The sequence below is a fragment of the Brevundimonas sp. LPMIX5 genome, from assembly GCF_003576505.1.
GTDB lineage: Bacteria > Pseudomonadota > Alphaproteobacteria > Caulobacterales > Caulobacteraceae > Brevundimonas > Brevundimonas naejangsanensis.
Window position 1 is genome coordinate 79,755 of record NZ_QWTZ01000016.1, and the last position, 17,227, is coordinate 96,981.

At 67.1% G+C, this 17,227-nt stretch carries 18 protein-coding genes; 6 read left to right on the forward strand and 12 right to left on the reverse strand.

Annotation, left to right across the window (positions count from 1 at the left end):
- Nucleotides 1-58: 58 nt before the first annotated feature.
- The 8 genes from D1604_RS14160 to D1604_RS14195 all read right to left on the reverse strand — a co-directional run bounded on the left by D1604_RS14160 (nt 59) and on the right by D1604_RS14195 (nt 7,710).
- On the reverse strand, nt 59-475 hold the full coding sequence (locus D1604_RS14160; protein ID WP_119413807.1) for a hypothetical protein: 417 nt from the start codon (nt 473-475) through the stop codon (nt 59-61).
- A 14-nt stretch (nt 476-489) separates the two neighbouring features.
- Nucleotides 490-1,566, reverse strand: coding sequence for a phenylalanine--tRNA ligase subunit alpha (gene pheS, locus D1604_RS14165; protein ID WP_119413808.1), 1,077 nt, complete (start codon nt 1,564-1,566; stop codon nt 490-492).
- A gap of 212 nt (nt 1,567-1,778) precedes the next feature.
- Nucleotides 1,779-2,132, reverse strand: coding sequence for a 50S ribosomal protein L20 (gene rplT, locus D1604_RS14170; RefSeq protein ID WP_003166434.1), 354 nt, complete (start codon nt 2,130-2,132; stop codon nt 1,779-1,781).
- A gap of 110 nt (nt 2,133-2,242) precedes the next feature.
- Nucleotides 2,243-2,440 carry a 50S ribosomal protein L35 gene (gene rpmI, locus D1604_RS14175; RefSeq protein ID WP_003166435.1) on the reverse strand — a complete coding sequence of 66 codons (198 nt, stop codon included), beginning with the start codon at nt 2,438-2,440 and terminating at the stop codon, nt 2,243-2,245.
- A 174-nt stretch (nt 2,441-2,614) separates the two neighbouring features.
- The gene (locus D1604_RS14180) at nt 2,615-3,886 is read right to left on the reverse strand and encodes an MFS transporter (RefSeq protein WP_119413809.1); all 1,272 of its coding nucleotides are present in this window, start codon (nt 3,884-3,886) and stop codon (nt 2,615-2,617) included.
- A gap of 117 nt (nt 3,887-4,003) precedes the next feature.
- The gene (locus tag D1604_RS14185; RefSeq protein ID WP_233552110.1) at nt 4,004-5,968 is read right to left on the reverse strand and encodes an alpha/beta hydrolase family protein; all 1,965 of its coding nucleotides are present in this window, start codon (nt 5,966-5,968) and stop codon (nt 4,004-4,006) included.
- A 125-nt stretch (nt 5,969-6,093) separates the two neighbouring features.
- A complete protein-coding gene (gene infC, locus D1604_RS14190) occupies nt 6,094-6,615 on the reverse strand; it encodes a translation initiation factor IF-3 (protein WP_024355064.1) in 522 nt (173 codons plus the stop codon).
- A 126-nt stretch (nt 6,616-6,741) separates the two neighbouring features.
- Entirely contained in the window at nt 6,742-7,710 is a 969-nt protein-coding gene (locus D1604_RS14195; RefSeq protein ID WP_119413810.1) for a glycosyltransferase family 9 protein, read from the reverse strand.
- 81 nt (nt 7,711-7,791) lie between these two features.
- On the opposite strand from D1604_RS14195, the gene D1604_RS14200 reads away from it, so the two are divergent.
- Nucleotides 7,792-8,532: an alpha/beta fold hydrolase gene (locus D1604_RS14200; protein WP_119413811.1), complete on the forward strand. Its 741-nt coding sequence runs from the start codon at nt 7,792-7,794 to the stop codon at nt 8,530-8,532.
- A 32-nt stretch (nt 8,533-8,564) separates the two neighbouring features.
- On the opposite strand, the gene hslU is transcribed toward D1604_RS14200, so the two are convergent.
- Together hslU and hslV are read right to left on the reverse strand one after the other, a co-directional pair.
- Nucleotides 8,565-9,872 (reverse strand): ATP-dependent protease ATPase subunit HslU, encoded by a 1,308-nt coding sequence (gene hslU / locus D1604_RS14205; protein ID WP_119413812.1) that lies wholly within the window; start codon nt 9,870-9,872, stop codon nt 8,565-8,567.
- Nucleotides 9,873-9,944: 72 nt separating this feature from the next.
- Nucleotides 9,945-10,502, reverse strand: coding sequence for an ATP-dependent protease subunit HslV (gene hslV, locus D1604_RS14210; protein WP_003168021.1), 558 nt, complete (start codon nt 10,500-10,502; stop codon nt 9,945-9,947).
- Nucleotides 10,503-10,646: 144 nt separating this feature from the next.
- On the opposite strand from hslV, the gene D1604_RS14215 reads away from it, so the two are divergent.
- The gene (locus D1604_RS14215) at nt 10,647-11,057 is read left to right on the forward strand and encodes a BLUF domain-containing protein (protein ID WP_233552112.1); all 411 of its coding nucleotides are present in this window, start codon (nt 10,647-10,649) and stop codon (nt 11,055-11,057) included.
- A 74-nt stretch (nt 11,058-11,131) separates the two neighbouring features.
- The gene (locus tag D1604_RS14220; RefSeq protein ID WP_024355069.1) at nt 11,132-11,908 is read left to right on the forward strand and encodes a HesA/MoeB/ThiF family protein; all 777 of its coding nucleotides are present in this window, start codon (nt 11,132-11,134) and stop codon (nt 11,906-11,908) included.
- Here the strand turns inward: D1604_RS14220 and D1604_RS14225 are convergent.
- On the reverse strand, nt 11,905-12,891 hold the full coding sequence (locus D1604_RS14225; protein WP_119413813.1) for a 2-hydroxyacid dehydrogenase: 987 nt from the start codon (nt 12,889-12,891) through the stop codon (nt 11,905-11,907). The two genes, D1604_RS14220 and D1604_RS14225, sit on opposite strands and share 4 nt — an antisense overlap.
- 119 nt (nt 12,892-13,010) lie before the next feature.
- Here D1604_RS14225 and D1604_RS14230 point away from each other — a divergent pair, with 119 nt between their 5' ends.
- The 3 genes from D1604_RS14230 (at nt 13,011) to fabB (ending at nt 15,433) form a co-directional block, all read left to right on the forward strand.
- The gene (locus D1604_RS14230) at nt 13,011-13,517 is read left to right on the forward strand and encodes an SH3 domain-containing protein (RefSeq protein WP_119413814.1); all 507 of its coding nucleotides are present in this window, start codon (nt 13,011-13,013) and stop codon (nt 13,515-13,517) included.
- Between the two features lie 80 nt (nt 13,518-13,597).
- The gene (gene fabA, locus D1604_RS14235; RefSeq protein ID WP_024355072.1) at nt 13,598-14,140 is read left to right on the forward strand and encodes a 3-hydroxyacyl-[acyl-carrier-protein] dehydratase FabA; all 543 of its coding nucleotides are present in this window, start codon (nt 13,598-13,600) and stop codon (nt 14,138-14,140) included.
- Between the two features lie 63 nt (nt 14,141-14,203).
- Entirely contained in the window at nt 14,204-15,433 is a 1,230-nt protein-coding gene (gene fabB, locus D1604_RS14240; RefSeq protein ID WP_119413815.1) for a beta-ketoacyl-ACP synthase I, read from the forward strand.
- 323 nt (nt 15,434-15,756) lie between these two features.
- Here the strand turns inward: fabB and D1604_RS14245 are convergent, their stop codons facing one another.
- Nucleotides 15,757-17,103, reverse strand: a complete 1,347-nt coding sequence (locus D1604_RS14245; RefSeq protein WP_119413816.1) for a S1C family serine protease — start codon at nt 17,101-17,103, stop codon at nt 15,757-15,759.
- Between the last annotated feature and the right edge of the window lie 124 nt (nt 17,104-17,227).

The following is a 17,227-nucleotide window of genomic DNA, read 5'->3' on the forward strand; positions in this document are numbered from 1 at the left end:
GGGTGATCTTTCAAAAACCAGAAGAGGCGAGCGGCGCCGCATCCGGCGCCTGCAGGCGTCATCCCTTCGTTTGCGCCTCGGCGCGGGCGCTCAGCAGGCCCTGCTCCATTTCGTCCAGCGCCTCCTTGGCGCCGGTGAAGGCCACCTGCACGAAACGGCAGCGCACGAAGCGACAGTTGGACATGCCGATCGCCCCGGCGATCATGGAGCCGCGCGGGTCCAGCAACAGGGTGCGCGGGTCCTCGGCCACGCCCATGTTGCAGCCGTCAAAGGTCGTGCCGTTCATGATCGCCATCACCGCCGGGCCTTCGATCAGGCATTCGGTGAAGGTCTTGCCATCGATAAAGACCTGTCCGGCGTTCATGTGATGCACGGCCAGAGACGGCAGCCAGACGGCTTCCTTCTCAAACGTGGTGCGGGCGACGATCTCGCGGCCCAGTTTTTCTTCGGGCGACATCTCGGTCTGGTCGGTCATTGGCGTGTTCCAGTTCAGCTGAGGCCCGACGCCGGATTCGGCGCGGCGAAGGCGGAGAAGCCGTAGTGCGCCAGCCAGCGCGTATCGACCTCGAACATGGGGCGCAGGTCCGGCACCCCGTATTTGAGCATGGCCAGGCGGTCGACACCCATGCCGAAGGCGAAACCCTGATACTCGTCCGGGTCGATGCCGCAGTTGCGCAGGACGTTCGGGTGAACCATCCCGCAGCCCAGAATCTCCAGCCAGTCCTCGCCCTCGTTCAGGGTCAGCTTGCCACCGGAACGGTCGCAGCGGATGTCCATCTCGGCCGAGGGCTCGGTGAAGGGGAAGTGGTGCGGGCGGAAACGGGCGTGCACGTCGTCCAGCTCGAAGAAGCGGGCGATGAAGGTCTCCAGCGTCGTCTTCAGATGGCCCATATGGATATCGCGGTCGATCACCAGACCTTCGATCTGGTGGAACATCGGCGTGTGGGTCGCGTCCGAATCCTTACGGAAGGTGCGGCCCGGCGCGATGATGCGGATTGGCGGCTTCTGCGACATCATGGTGCGGACCTGCACCGGGCTGGTGTGGGTGCGCAGCACCTTGCGCTCGCCCGTTTCCGGGTCGGGCTTCAGGAAGAAGGTGTCGTGCATTTCCCGCGCCGGATGCTTGGGCGGGAAGTTCAGCGCGGTGAAGTTGTGGAAGTCGTCCTCGATATCCGGCCCCTCGGCGACCGAGAAGCCCATGTCAGCGAAGACGGCGACCATTTCGTCCATGACCTGCATGGTCGGATGCACGCCGCCCTTGCGGCGCGGGCGGCTGGGCAGGGTCAGGTCGACGCGCTCGGCCAGCAGGCGGGCGTCCAACTCGGCGGCCTCCAGCTCGGCCTTGCGGGCGGAAAGAGCCGACGACACCCGGTCGCGCAGGCCGTTGATGACGGGGCCGCGCTCGCGGCGCTCATCAGGGCTGAGGGCGCCCATGCCCTTGAGCAGGCCCGAGATCGAGCCGGACTTGCCGAGGGCGGCGACGCGGATGTCCTCCAGACCCGCCACGCTCTCGGCCGAGCCGATGGCGTTGATGAGGTCCAGTTCCAGTTGAGCGAGATCGGTCATGAGGGTCGTCTAGCCGCTAGGAACGAAAGCAAAAAGCCCCCCGGCGCGAACCGGAGGGCTTTTGCTTCATCCCGTGAGGGAGAAAGGCCTGGAGCCTGATCGGTTGAAGGGAAATCGCTTCGCGATTTCACTGATGCCGTGAATCAGGCTCCCACTTTAATTTTAAGCGAATATCTGAGTTCAGATGCTTTCGCATCTGAACCGATTTCGCTTTAGGCCAGGGCCGCGCGAACCTTGTCGGCGATGCCCTTGAAGCCGGCTTCATCGGCGGCGATGGCGGCCAGAACCTTGCGGTCCAGCTCGATGCCCGCCTTGTTCAGGCCGTGCATGAACTGCGAGTAGGTGAAGCCTTCGGTGCGGGCCGCGGCGTTGATGCGCTGGATCCACAGGGCGCGGAACGAGCGCTTCTTGTTGCGGCGGTCGCGGTAGGCGTACTGACCGGCGCGATCCACCGCAGCCTTGGCGGCGCGGATGGTGTTCTTGCGGCGGCCGTAGAAGCCCTTGGCCTGCTTCAGGACCTTCTTGTGCTTGGCGTGGGACGTAACGCCCCGAGTGACGCGAGCCATTGTGATTTTTCCCTTCGGGAAGTCCCTACCGCTCGGCCCGCGGGGCCTCGCTGCTTGAGGGACTTAGTTCAAATTCTATGCGGTTGAGAGATCGTGTCTGCGTGCGCCGATCAGGCGTACGGCATGTAGGACTTGATCTTCTTGGCGTCGGCGTCGGCCATGACCGAAGTGCCGCGGTTCTGGCGGATGTACTTCGAGTTGTGGCTGATCAAACGGTGGCGCTTGCCGGCCACGCCAGCCTTGACCTTGCCCGTCGCGGTGAATTTGAAGCGCTTCTTGGCGCCCGACTTCGTCTTCAGCTTCGGCATTTTCACTCTCTGTCTTTTAGAGGGCTACCGCTCTTCGAGCTACTTGAGCCCGACCAGCGCTAACCTGATTTAAGACCGCCCAGGCATGCCTGTTCGCCCGGCGGTCCGGTACGCGAAGGCGCGGCTTTTACGCCAAGAGGCGGGCAGAGGCAAGAAGAGTCCGCGCTGGCCCGGTCACGCCTGAGCCGAACGACGGCGCACGGCGCGGCCGGCGTTGATCGCCATGGCCGCTGCGGGAACGGTCAGGGCGGCGCCGGCCAGGAAGGGCCAGTTCGGCCCGACCGCCGAATACAGCACCCCGGCGACGATAGGGCCGACGATGCGCGCCATCGAGCCCGCCGCCATGTTCAGCCCCAGCATGGCGCCCTGCCGGTCCGGCGGCGACGAGCGGCTGATCATGGCCGAGATGTTGGGCATGGCCAGCGACATGCCGCACGCCCCGATCCCCATGACGACCGGAATGATCCACCCGGCGACCAGCGGGAAGCTGAACAGGCCCAGGTCGATCCGTCCCGCCGGGAACCAGGCGACCGGCGCCGCCACCTGAAGCACCATCGACAGGCCGAACAGCAGCATGCCGACCGCCAGCACCCGCGCCTCGCCGAAGCGCCGCGCCAGCCGCCCGGCCACCAGCCCCTGGTTCACCGCCGAGATCAGCCCCACGATCATGAAGCTGAGCCCCACCTCGCGCGCTGTCCAGGCATAGCGATGCTCGGCCCACAGGCCGAAGGCGGCCTCCATCGCCGAAAAGCCCGCCAGATAGATCAGGCTGACCATCAGGACGCGTGAGATCACCTCATCGGTGCGGGCGAAGCTGACGCCCGACAGGAAGGCGGGACGCGGCGCGGCCGGGTCCGCCCTGGTGCGGCTCTCGCGCAGGAAGAACATCACCCCCAGCGACGCCGCCACCGCCGCGCCTGAGGCGGCGAAGATCGGCAGCTGATAACCGACATGGCCCATCTGCGGCTGGGCCAAAAGACCGCCCAGCCCTGGCCCGACGATGAAGCCCAGACCGAAGGCCGCGCCGATCAATCCCATGCGCCCGGCCCGGCGCTCGGGCGGGGTGACATCGGCGATATAGCCCTGAACCGTCGAGATATTGCCTGCGCCCAGGCCGGTGAACAGCCTCACCGCCACAGCGACCCAGATGTTGGGCGCGAACGCCAGCAGCAGATAGCCCACGGCGTTGGCCGCCAGCGTCGCCAGCAGCACCGGCTTGCGCCCGATCCGGTCCGACAGCCGCCCCCAGAAGGGCTCGGCGAAGAACTGGCCCAGGGAATAGGCCGAGAACATCAGGGTGATCTGCCACGGCTCGGCCTGCAGGCTCTGCGCGAAGAACGGCAGCAGCGGCGCCACCAGCCCGAACCCGACCAGATTGATGAACACCACGGCGAACAGAACCGCCAGGGTCGGCGCCTGCGCCTTGGGAGACAGGGAAACGGACATGATCCCGCCTTAGACCATTTTCGGCTCGGTCGGAATCAACCGTCGCTAGAACGGCGGCTGAAAATTATCCGAAGCTGACGCCGGACAATCACAGAGCGCCTCGGCCGCCGCCATGGCTCAATCGGCCGGGTTATGGACTGTCAGAAAGCGCACGGTTTCGCGCAGCATCCTCTGACGCGTCTCCGGCCGGGAAAGCCAGTGATCCTCGCTTTCCAGCTCGACCAGCTCCACCGGCTTGCCCGCGCGGCGCAGGGCGTCGGCCATGACGCGGCTCTGCTCGATATTGACCACCGTGTCGTTCTTGCCGTGGATCAGCAACAGCGGGCCTTCGACCTGATCCGCCAGCATGGCGGGAGACAGGGCGTCCAGCGCCCGATCATTCAGCTTTTCGGCGCCCATGAAGCGGTTCCAGTAGCGCACGGCATGGCTGTTCCGCTCGCCCTGACGGTTCGCCACGCGGTTGACCATCCGCCTCAGGTCGGAAACGCCGTTGACGGACACCGCACAGCGATACGGCTCCTTATCGATCGTCAGCCCCGCCATCGCCGCATAGCCGCCATAGCTGCCGCCGACGATACAGACGCGCGCAGGATCTATGACGCCCTCCGCCGCCAGCCAGCGCACGCCGTCCGACAGGTCCGTCTGCATCTTGCGCCCCCATTCGCCGTAGCCCGCCTCCATGAAGGCGCGCCCATACCCCGAAGAGCCCCGGAAGTTGGGCTGCAGAACAGCATAGCCTCTGGATGCGAGAGCCTGAGCCCAGTAGTCGAACCCGGCGACGTCGCGAGCCGCCGGCCCCCCGTGCGCCAGAACGATCAGGGGCAGGTTCGTCGGCGTCTCCACGCCCGGCGGCAGTGTCAGATAGCCGGGAATCTCCAACCCATCCGCCGCTGTATAGGTGATCGGCCGCACAACGCCGACCTGCTCCGCCAGAATGGTCGGATAGGCCTCGGCCACGATGTTGGCCTCGCCCGCATCGAAGTCGACGAGCTGATAGACCCCTGACTCGCCCGTATCGATGAAGACCACGACCAGATTCAAGGCATCGGTCCAGGATATGAGTTGCGGAGCCTTGCCGGGAAAGGCCCGCGCAATCGCCTGCCACCGGCGCCCCGCCGCAGCGTCCAGGAACTCGTAGCCGACGCCGTCTTCATCCTGATAACTCCCGCCGATCAACAGACCGGTGCGGGGATGGTGGATCAGCCGGGTCGGATGCCGCTCAAACGGGAGACGGACCCAGTCGCCGCTCGCGACATCGACCTCGAACAGCACATGGCCGGTCTCGGATTCGGCGGTGTCGGAAAGATCGGGCCGCCGGGCGCTGACGATGACCGTATTGGCGCTGCGCCCCATGCCGACCAGACTGGGCGTATCCAGCGCCGCATCGACCGCCCATGCCTGCCGCAGGCGCCATCCTTCACGCAGATGCAGCGACCAACGGCCATGACGTTCGACATAGCGCGACTCGGCGATCACCTCGCCCTCGGCGTTCAGGACATAATCTTCCGTATCGCGGTCCATCGCGGAAACCGACCGGCCGCGTCCGCTGCTCAGATTGATTCTGTGAAGGTCGATCTGACCTGTGAGGACATTGACGCCTCGCGCAAAGACAGCCTCGCCCTGCGATGTCCGGCGAACGGCCGCGCCGCCATAAAGGGTCGCCAGAACATCGGGGGTCGCGCGGAGCACCTGGACGATGTCCTTGGTCTTCAACTCCAGCATCATGCCAAAGAACAGTTCTGAGCGCGGCACCCCAAGAAGCGGCAGGCTGTGCGTCTGCGAGGTGATGATCAGAATCCGCTCTTCGCCGATCCAGCGCAGATCGCGGACCTTGGCCTCCCCGATCGAGGCGGCGAAGACGCTTTCGCCGGTGGTTATCCGGCTGACCGCCAGGGCGCGCTTCTCGCCGACCACCATGACCCGGGCCATCAGGTCGCCGCTGGGCGAAAGCTCCACATGGTCAACGGCGGGGGCGGCGCCATAGGCGTCAAGCGCGGGCGCGTCGGCCGCGACACGTCCTGCCCAAATCGACATGGCCAGAACCAACGCCAGGACGATCGCCCCTGCCCGCAAGCCTTCCATTCCGCCCCTCCCGTCGGCGCCCTTGAACCGCACCTAACCTGACAGCGTTCGCCCAGCGTGCAAGGCGTTAAAAAACCCCGACCTTTCGGTCGGGGTTTTTGAAACGCGATATCAGCGATGCGAGATCAGCGCGGCGCCAGGATCATGATCATCTGACGGCCTTCCATCTTGGGCGCGAACTCGACCTTGGCCTCTTCCTCGAAATCGGCCTGGACCTTGTGCATCAGCTTCATCCCCAGTTCGGGGTGGGCCATTTCGCGGCCGCGGAAGCGGATGGTCACCTTGACCTTGTCGCCGTCGTCGAAGAAGCGATGCATGGCCTTGGCCTTCACATCGTAGTCGTGGCTGTCGATGTTCGGGCGGAGCTTGATTTCCTTCAGCTCGACGACCTTCTGACGCTTGCGCGCCTCAGCCTTCTTTTTCTGTTCCTGGAAACGATGCTTGCCGTAGTCGAGAATCTTGCACACCGGCGTTTCGGCGTTGGCGACGATCTGAACCAGGTCCAGGCCTGCCTCTTCGGCGGCCTCCAGCGCGGCGGACAAAGGCATGACGCCCTGTTTTTCCCCATTCTGATCGATGAGCAGAACGCGGGCGGCGCGGATATCCTGGTTGATGGGCGGCCCGTCCTTTACGGGCGGCGCTTGCATGGGACGGCGAATGGGCGTCGTTTCCTTATGTGATCAGAAGATAGGCGAAATGAGCGGTCGAAGGCGATCGACGCCAGGCGCCATTCCCTTCGAGCGGCGCGAATATGGCGATAGAAGGCCCGGATTTCAAGGCTTCTCGGGGTTAAACCCGTTTGCGACATAGGCGTCGTGCAAGGCCAGCACCCCGTCGAACACGTGATCGACGCTCAGGTCCTCGATCGGGGCGAACTGGCCGCGCGTCTCATTCGAGGCGACAGTGCGCGTCTTCGGGCCCCACGGCCCATAGAGCCACCACTCGGTCGGACCGAACAGGCCCAGCGTCGGTCGCCCCAGCGCCGCCGAGACGTGCATCAGCCCGCTGTCGTTGCCGACGAACAGGGTCGCCCGGTCGATGGCGGCGGCCGAGCACAGGATGTCGCCCTTGCCCACGCAGTCGATGCCGCGCAGCCCCGCCGCCTCCAGCGCCGGGGTGGCGGGCGGCCGGTCGCCGGGGCCGCCGACCGGCATGAAACGCCAGCCGTCGAAACGCGGCTCGGCCTTCAGCTTCTCGACCAGCTGCCCCCAGCGGTCAGCGGGCCACGACTTGCCGGGCTGGTGCGCGATGGGGGCGAGCGCGATGATCGGGCCGGGACCGACGCCGCCTGCCAGCTGCGGGTCGATGACTGCAGCCGCCTCGGCGCGCGCCTGATCGTCAAGAAAGATTTCCGGGTCCAGCGGCGTCGCCGAGCCCATCAGGCGCGACACCATCTCGACCTTGCGCAGACCCGTCTCCCAGCGACGGTTGTAGACGATGCGCCGCTTCGCCGGGATCAGATACGCCAGGGCCGAGCCGCGGATGTCCACGACCATGTCCCACTGCGTCCCGCGCACCTGTTTCCACAGATCGACCCAGTGTCCGGCGGCCTTCTTCTTGTCGAGGATGATGACGCGCTCGACGTTCGGCGCCGAACGGAAGAAGGGGGCGGGCGGCCGGCCGCAGGCGACGGTGATCCGAACGCCCGGCAACTGGCGCGCGATCTCTCGGATCACGCCAGAGGAGATGACGCAGTCGCCGATGCGGTTGGAGCTGACGAACAGGGCTTTGGGAGCAGACAAGCGGGCGCCTCACGGCCTCTGTGAACAATCGTCGTCTCTGCTAAAGCCATTCCGTGAGGAATGACAGTCCGAGGAGTTTCCATGTCCGACTTCGACACGCTGGCCCGCCCGGACGGCGAGACCCTGGCCTATAAGGCGGTCAAGGGCGACGGCCCGACGGTCATCTGGATCGGCGGCTTCCGTTCGGACATGGAAGGGACCAAGGCCCTGGCGCTGGACGCCGCCGCCCGCGAACGCGGCTGGAACTACGTCCGCTACGACCATTTCGCCCATGGCGTGTCGAGCGGCGACTGGAAACAGGCGACCATCGGCCGCTGGCGCGAGGACGCGATCGCCCTGATCGACAGCCTTCAGGGGCCGGTGATCCCGGTGGGCTCGTCGATGGGCGGCTGGGTCGCCCTGCTGGCGACGCTGGCGCGGCCCGAGCGGATCAAGGGCGCGGTGCTGGTCAATCCGGCGCAGGACTTCACCGAGAAACTGATGTGGCCGGGTCTGGCCGACCACGAGCGTCAGGCCATCCTGCGCGACGGCGAGACGGTCATCACCGAAGAAGGCCTCGGCTCCTATGTCCTGACCCGGCGGATGTTCGAGGAGGCCCGCGACTGGTTGCTGCTGGACGGCCGGATCGACATCAGCGCCCCGGTGCACGTCCTGCAGGGGCGCGCCGACGACGTGGTGCCGTGGCGCCATCAGGTAGAGCTGGCCGAACGCCTGAACGGCGGCGACCTGCGGCTCGACCTGATCGAGGGCGGCGACCACCGGCTGTCGAGCCCTGCGGAGCTGGAACGGCTGATCGATGCTGTGGAGGCGATGCGGGGCTGATCCCCGCACCGCCATAACGGCCGATCAGGCCGTCACAGGATGAACCGGCTCAGGTCGACGTTTTTGGCCAGATCGCCGACCTTCTCGCGCACCTTCTCGCCGTCGAAGGTCAGGGTCTGGCCGGACAGGTCGGAGGCCTTGAAGCTGGTCTCTTCCAGCACCCGCTCCATCACCGTCTGCAGACGGCGCGCGCCGATGTTCTCGACGGTGGAGTTGGCGGCCACGGCGGCGTCGGCCATCGCCTCGACCGCGTCGTCGGTAAAGACCAGTTCGACCCCTTCGGTCGCCAGCAGGGCCTGATTCTGACGGATCAGATTGGCCTCCGGCTCGGTCAGGATGCGCTTGAAGTCGTCGCGGGTCAGGGCCTTCAGCTCGACCCGGATCGGCAGGCGGCCCTGAAGTTCCGGCAGCAGGTCCGACGGCTTGGCGACGTGGAAGGCGCCCGAGGCGATGAACAGCACATGGTCGGTCTTCACCGGCCCATATTTGGTCGAGACGGTCGTGCCCTCGATCAGGGGCAGCAGGTCGCGCTGCACCCCTTCGCGCGACACGTCGGCGCCGCCGCCGCGATCCTGATGCGCAGCGACCTTGTCGATCTCATCCAGGAAGACGATGCCTTCGTTCTCGGCCAGCAGCAGGGCCTCCTTGGTCAGGCTCTCCTGATCTAGCAGCTTGTCGCTCTCTTCTGTGACGAGGGGCGCCAGGGCGTCGCGCACGGTCAGCTTGACCGTCTTGGTGCGGCCGCCTCCCATCTTGCCCAGCATCTCCGACAGGTTCAGCAGGCCGACATTGCCGCCGCCGCCCGGCACATCCAGCCCTTGCAGCGGGGAGGTCGTGTCCGCCAGAGCGATCTCGATCTCCTTGTCGTCCAGTTCCCCCGCGCGCAGTTTTTTGCGGAAGGCCTCGCGCGTCGCAGGCTGCGAGCCGGGTCCAACCAGGGCGTCCAGGATGCGTTCCTCGGCCTGACCTTCGGCGCGGGCCTTCACGCCCGAACGGCGCTTGTCCCGCACCATCACCAGGGCGCTTTCGACCAGATCGCGCATGATCTGATCGACGTCGCGGCCGACATAGCCGACCTCGGTGAACTTGGTGGCCTCCACCTTGAGGAAGGGCGAGCCGGCAAGCCGCGCCAGACGCCGGGCGATCTCGGTCTTGCCCACGCCCGTCGGGCCGATCATCAGAATGTTCTTGGGCGTGACCTCGTCGCGCAGGTCGTCAGGCACGCGCTTGCGGCGCCAGCGGTTGCGCAGGGCCACGGCCACGGCGCGCTTGGCGTCGTCCTGGCCGACGATGAAGCGGTCCAGTTCAGAGACGATTTCGCGGGGAGACAGGTCGGTCATGGTTCAGACGGTCCAGAAATACGCGTATCAGGCGCTCAAGCAGCAAGCCGCCGCGCGGCGAGTGATAGCGCCCTACAAACTTTCAATGGTGAGATTGCCGTTGGTGTAGACGCAGATGTCGGCGGCGATCTTCATGGCCTTGCGGGCGATCTGCTCGGCGTCCAGCTCGGTGTTCTCGTCGATCAGGGCGCGGGCGGCGGCCAGCGCATAGTTGCCGCCAGAGCCGACGGCGGCCACGCCGTATTCCGGCTCAAGCACGTCGCCGACGCCGGTGACCGTCAGAATGGTGTCCTTGTCGGCGACCAGCAGCATGGCCTCCAGACGCCGCAGGTAGCGGTCAGTGCGCCAGTCCTTGGCCAGTTCGACGCAGGCGCGGGCCAGTTGGTCCGGGTACTGCTCCAGCTTGGCTTCCAGCCGCTCGATCAGGGTCAGGGCGTCGGCCGTGGCCCCGGCGAAGCCCGCCAGCACCTTGCCGTTCGCCAAAGTCCGCACCTTGCGCGCGGCGCCCTTGACGATGGTCGGCCCCATCGAGACCTGGCCGTCGCCGGCGATGACGGTGCGGCCGTTCTTGCGCACCGCCAGGATGGTGGTGCCGTGCCAGTCGGGAAAGTTGGAAGCGGTGGTGTTCATGGCGGGTCAGATGGCGAGGAACCGGCGTCGCCGCAAGACGGCCCTGCGCCGCAGGGGATCGCTCTGGACGCTCATGGCTCCGCTTGCCTCTGGCGCGCCCGCGTGACAGGAGCCCCTCCCCGTACGCGTTCCTTCGAGTTCTTCTTGCCTCTGCACCGCGCCATCTACGTCAGCGACGCCGTCGGCGACGCCGCGACGAGTCTGCTGGTTCTCGCCGAAATTCTCGGCGCCTCTATCAGAAACAATCGCAGGGACCGCGTCACGGGCGTGCTGATGCGCCACGACGGACGCTTCCTTCAGGCCATCGAAGGACGCCGCGCCGATGTGGACCGGCTGATGGACCGGCTGCGCACCGACCCGCGCCATGAGAACATCCGCCTGCTGTCGGACCAGAACACCGCAGTGCGCCTGTTCGAGGAGTGGCCGATGACGCTGGTTGAGATGCCTCGCCCTGTCTGGCCGCACATGAGCCGCCCCTCGCTGGATCAGTTGAGCGCGGCCCAGGCCGAGGCCTTGCTGGTCACGGCCTCCGAGGTCCTGGCGCTTTCGGCCTGAAGAACCCAGCCTGAAGGATCCAGCCAAAAGGATCCAACCTGACGCATCGGCCGGACTGCGCTAGACAGTCCGGCGTGACCCAGCCTTCCGCCCCCGCCGCCCCGGTTCGCTTTTCCGACGAAGAGGTCGAGCGCTACGCCCGCCAGTTGGTGCTGTCCGAGATCGGCGGCCCCGGCCAGCAGGCGCTGAAGCGCGCCCGCGTGCTGATCGTCGGCATGGGCGGGGTGGGCAACCCGGCCGCCCTCTATCTGGCCGCCGCCGGGGTGGGGACGTTGGGGCTGATCGACGACGATACGGTGGCCCTGTCGAACCTGCAGCGCCAGATCGCCTTCACTGCCGACGACCCCGACCGCGCCAAGGTCGAGGCGGGCGCCGAACGCCTCAACGCCCTGAACCCGCACGTCACAGTGCAGTCCTTCAACCGGCGCGTGACGACGGACAGCGCAGCGGCCCTGATGCAGGACTTCGACCTGGCGCTGGACGGCACCGACGACTTCGAGACGCGTCTGGCCGTCAACGCCGCCTGCGTGGCGGCGGGCAAGCCGCTGGTGTCGGGCGCCCTGGGCCGCTGGTCGGGGCAGGTGTCGGTGTTCGAGGGGCGTCCCTGTTATCAGTGTCTGGTTCCAGAGGTTCCACCCGACGCCGAGACCTGCGCCCGCGTCGGCGTGGTGGGCGCCCTGGCGGGCGTCATCGGCGCGATGGCGGCGCTGGAAGCGATCAAGCTGATCACCGGCGCGGGCGAACCGCTGACCGGCCGTCTGATGCTCTATGACGGTCTGGCCGGAACCAGCCGCGTGGCGAAGATCGCCGCCGACCCCGCCTGCCCGGTCTGTGGGTCAGCTCACGCCTAAAGCATCGCCGGAATGACCCGATCCGGCGGGCGGTGGCCGTTCTGATAGGTCATGATGTTGGCGATGACCCGGTCGCCCATGTCCTGACGCGCCTCGATGGTGGCTGAGCCCAGGTGAGGCAGCAGCACCACGTTCGAACGGCCGATCAGGCCGGGGTGGACCTTAGGCTCGTGCTCGAACACGTCCAGACCGACGCCGAACAGGGCGCGGCGGTCCAGCGCCTCGACCAGGGCCGCCTCGTCGATCAGTTCGCCGCGCGCCGTATTGACCACGATGGCGTGCGGCTGAAGCCGGGCCAGACGCTCGGCCGACAGCAGATGGTGCGTCTCCCTGGTCGCCGGGCAGTTCAGCGAGACGACATCCATCCGCGCCAGCATCTGGTCCAGATCGTCCCACCAGGTGGCGCCCAGCTCTTCGGCGATCATGTCCGGGACGGGCTTGCGGTTATGATAGTGGACCTGCATGCCGAAGGCCTTGGCCCGGCGGGCCAGGGCTTGGCCGATGCGGCCCATGCCGACGATGCCCAGACGCTTGCCCCACAGTTTGCGGCCGCACATCCAGGTCGGGCTCCAGCCCTCGAAGCGCCCGGCCTCGACGACGGCGGCGCCTTCGACGATGCGACGGCTGACCGCCAGGATCAGGCTCATGCCCAGATCGGCCGTGTCCTCGGTCAGGACGCCGGGCGTGTTGGTGACGATGATCCCGCGCCCGACGGCGGCGTCGATGTCGATGTGGTCCACCCCTGCGCCGAAGTTGGCGATCATCTTCAGCTGTTCGCCCGCGCCTGCGATCAGTTCGGCGTCCAGCTGGTCGGTAATGGTCGGGGCCAGCACCTCGGCCCGCTGCAGGGCGGCGGCCAGTTCGTCGCGCGACATCGGCCGATCGGTCAGGTTCAGCTCGGCGTCGAAAAGTTCGCGCATCCGCGTTTCGACGGCGTCAGGCAGGCGTCTGGTTAATACGACCTTAAGCTTGCGAGCGGACATAGGGGACCTGGGTTTTCCACGGGCGGCGCCCGTTCGGAACGGGTCGATATTCGGTGTCTAGCAAAGCTGCGGTCAGGAACAAAAGGGCGCCTCGCGTCGCGGCCCTCGCCGCGATCCTGATGACCGGGGTTCTGCTGGCCGCGGGATCGACCATGCCGGACGGCCGCCCGACCCCGACGGGGCTGGAGGTGCCGCGCTGGGTGACGCTGAAGTCCTCGCAGGTAAGGGCGCGTCAGGGGCCGGGTCTCGACTACCGCATCCTGTGGGAATATCGCGCCGCCGGCCTGCCGGTGCAGGTGATCGCCGAGACGCGCGAGTGGCGAAAGATCTGCGACCCCGACGGCTCCGTGGCCTGGATCCACCGCACCGTCGCCTCGGGCCGCCGCAGCGTGTTCAACCGCTCGGACGAGGCTGTGCCCATCCGATCGGGCCGGTCGGAAACCGCCTCGGTCCGCGCCCTGCTGTCGCCGCACGCCCTGGTGTCGCTGGACGAGTGCGAGGACGGCTGGTGCCGCGTGCGGGCGCGCAAGCTGCGCGGCTGGGTGCAGCAGAGGGCCGTCTTCGGAGCCCAGGAACGCGCCCTGTGCAACGCCGCCCGCCCAGCCGGAACCGGCCGCGCCTCCTGATCCTCCATATTGACGGCACGGTTGAGCGCGGCCTTCGGGTCGTGTAACCCGCCAGCAACACCTTTCGGAGCTGATCAATCTTGAGCCAGTCGTCGCAATATCCGTCGTCGTTCGATCACGAAGGCCTGCTGGCCTCGGGCCGGGGCGAGCTGTTCGGCCCGGGCAACGCCCAACTGCCCGCGCCGCCCATGCTGATGTTCGACCGCATCAAGACCATCAGCGCCGACGGCGGCGACTACGGCAAGGGCTATGTCGAGGCCGAACTCGACATCAATCCGGACCTCTGGTTCTTCCAGTGCCACTTCATCGGCGATCCGGTCATGCCGGGCTGCCTGGGTCTGGACGCCATGTGGCAGCTGGTCGGCTTCTACCTGGGCTGGATCGGCGGCCCCGGCAAGGGTCGGGCGCTGGGCGTCGGCGAGGTCAAATTCACCGGCCAGGTGACCCCGGACATCAAGAAGGTGGTCTATAAGGTCCACCTGAAGCGTGTCATCAACCGCAAGCTGGTCATGGGCATCGCCGACGGCGTGCTCGAAGCGGACGGCGAGGTCATCTATACTTGCGCCGATATGCGCGTCGGCCTGTTCGGCGGCGCGGCTCCGGTGGAACCGAGCGCCGCCTGACCCCACTTGATGGACAGCCGCGGCCCACGCGGCGTCCGAAGACTTTGTAGGATTGGAAACACCATGCGGCGTGTCGTCGTCACCGGACTGGGCATCGTCTCCTCCATCGGCACCGGCCAGGACGAGGTCGCGGCCTCGCTGCGCAACGCCAAGTCGGGCGTTCAGCACGCGCCCGACCACGCTAAATACGGCTTCCGCTCCCAGGTCTGGGCGCCCCCCGCCCTGGGTCATACGGCCGAGGACTGGGCGCCGCTGGTCGACCGCCGCGCGGCCCGCTTCCTGGCCAACGGCACGGCCTGGGCGCACATCGCCTTTGAAGAGGCGCTGAAGGACAGCGGCCTGACCGCCGAAGAGATCAAGGACGAGCGCATCGGCCTGATCGTCGGCGAGGGCGGCCCCTCGACCCAGGTCATCCTGCAGGCTGCGGCCACCACGGTCGAAAAGGGCTCGCCCAAGCGCGTCGGCCCCTTCGCCGTGCCCAAGGCGATGGCGTCAGGCCCCTCGGCCGTGCTGGCTACCTGGTTCGAACTGAAGGGCATCAACTATTCGATCAGCTCGGCCTGCGCGACCAGCGCCCACTGCATCGGCGCGGCCGCCGAGCAGATCGCCTGGGGCAAGCAGGACGTCGTTTTCGCCGGCGGCTGCGAGGATATCGACTGGTCCATGTCGAACATGTTCGACGCCATGGGCGCCATGTCCTCCAACTTCAACGACACGCCGGACACGGCCAGCCGCGCCTATGACACGACCCGCGACGGCTTCGTCATCGCGGGCGGCGCCGGCATCGTCGTGCTGGAAGAGTACGAACGCGCCGTGGCGCGCGGCGCGACCATCTATGCCGAAGTCACCGGCTATGGCGCCAACTCGGACGGCTACGACATGGTGGCTCCGTCGGGCGAGGGCGCCGAGCGCTGCATGAAGATCGCGCTGGACATGGCGGGCAATCCGAAGATCGACTACCTGAACCCGCACGGCACCTCCACGCCGGTCGGCGACAGCAAGGAGATGGGCGCGGTGCGCAACGTCTTCGGCGACGACCTGCCGATGATCTCCTCGACCAAGTCGCTGACGGGCCACTCGCTGGGCGCGGCGGGCGCGCAGGAGGCCATCTACTGCCTATTGATGATGAGGCACGGCTTTGCGGCCGAGAGCGCCCACATCGAGAACCTGGACCCCGAATTCGAAGGCATGCCGATCCTGCGTCAGCGCCACGACGGCGAGTTGAAGCACGTCATGTCCAACAGCTTCGGCTTCGGCGGCACAAACGCGAGCCTGATCCTGTCCAAGGTCTGATTTCATCGATCGCAAAAATCTGAAGCGACACGAAAACGCCCCCATTCGGTCCTTCGTCCGCCCGGAAGGGCGCTCACAAAAGCAGCATCGGCCCGTCGGAGCCTGGAAAAGTCCCGGATCCTGAACAGCCCCCCCAGCCCCCCGGATTTTTCCGCTTACAGGGCATCGGCGGGTCGATGCCTCCTCCAAGCGACGCCCGCACCTGCCTCCCCTCCCCCTCCCGGCAGCGCGGGCGTTTTGCTGCCTGCCTTCCTCTCAGCGCACGAGACTTCGCCCGCGCGAGGGTCACGCGGGCGATGCCGTAGAGCTTCAGACGGCGCCGATCAGGCCGGAAGGTCGATCTCGACGCGTTCATTGTCGCGCAGGACGATGATCGGCACGACCGCCTCGCCTGCAGCCTGAAGGCGCTGCGCCAGATCCTTCATGTCCACGATCTCGGCGCCGCCGGCCTGAACCACCACGTCCCCGGCTTCGAAACCTGCGGCGGCGGCGGAAGACCCGGCCTCGACCACGGCGATCTGGGCGCCCCGGCCCGACGCAGGATTGCGCAGGGTCAGGCCGCGCGCGATAGCGGCCTGCGCCCCCAGACGCACCGCCGCCGGATCAGACGGCTCGACCGTCAGCTGGGTCGAGGCCTCGCGACCGTCGCGCAGATAGACGACGGGCATCCGGGTTCCGGCCTGGGCGATGCCCACCGTGGCCTGAACCGACCCGGCGTTGGCCACGGGGCGACCCTGAATGCGCGTCAGCACATCCCCCGGCTTCAGCCCCGCCTGCTCGCCCGACGAGCCCGGCTCGACGTCATAGACCACGGCGCCGCGCACGATGTTGAGCCCGATCTCGCGCGCCCGCTCGGCCGTCAGCGAGCCCAGCCCCAGGCCGACGCGGCCGCGCTTGACCTCGCCCGAGGCGCGCAGCTGGTCGACCACGAACATCATGATGCGCGTCGGCACGGCGAAGGCGATGCCGTCGTTGCCGCCGCCGAAGCCGCCCGACAGAATGGCGGTGTTGATGCCGATCAGCCGCCCCCGGCTGTCCAGCAGCGGCCCGCCCGAATTGCCCGAGTTCACCGCAGCATCGGTCTGGATATAGTCCTCGATGGCGTCGCCCATGCCCGAGCGGTTCAGGCCCGAGATGACGCCCATGGTCAGGGTCTGGTCCAGCCCCAGCGGATAACCGACCGCAAAGGCCAGATCGCCGCTGCGCAGGGTATCGGAATCCACCGTCGTCACCTGCGACAGGCCTGTGGCGTCGATCTTCAACACGGCGATGTCGGTCGCCTTGTCCGCGCCGATCAGGGTGGCGTCGAACAGGCGGCCGTCGATCAGGTCAACGGTGAATTTCTGGCCGTTCTCGATGACGTGGTGGTTGGTGACGATGATGCCTTCGCGCGCGTCGATGATCACGCCCGAGCCGCCCTGCGACGGCTTGGGATTGCGCGCCGAGCTGGGGCCGCGCGACTGGCCCAGCGTCGTCACCTGCACCACGGCGGGCAGGCTTTCCTCTAGCCCGGCGGCGAAGGTGAAGACGCCGCGCCGGGCGTCATAGGGCATGGCGGCGACGGGGGACTGCACCGCCGCGCTGGCCGCCATCACGGGCGCCGCCTGGGCCATGCCGCTGAAGCTGAAGATCGCCAGGGCGGCGCCGGCCAACAGGCTGTATTTGGTCATTCCGATTTCCTTCACGCGCCGACCGCCTTGGACCGACAGACTGGCGAGGACCGCCGCCCCGCAGGCGAGACAAACGCGCGACGACGGCAAAAGATCGGCCCGCCGCGCGTTTTCTGCAACGCTT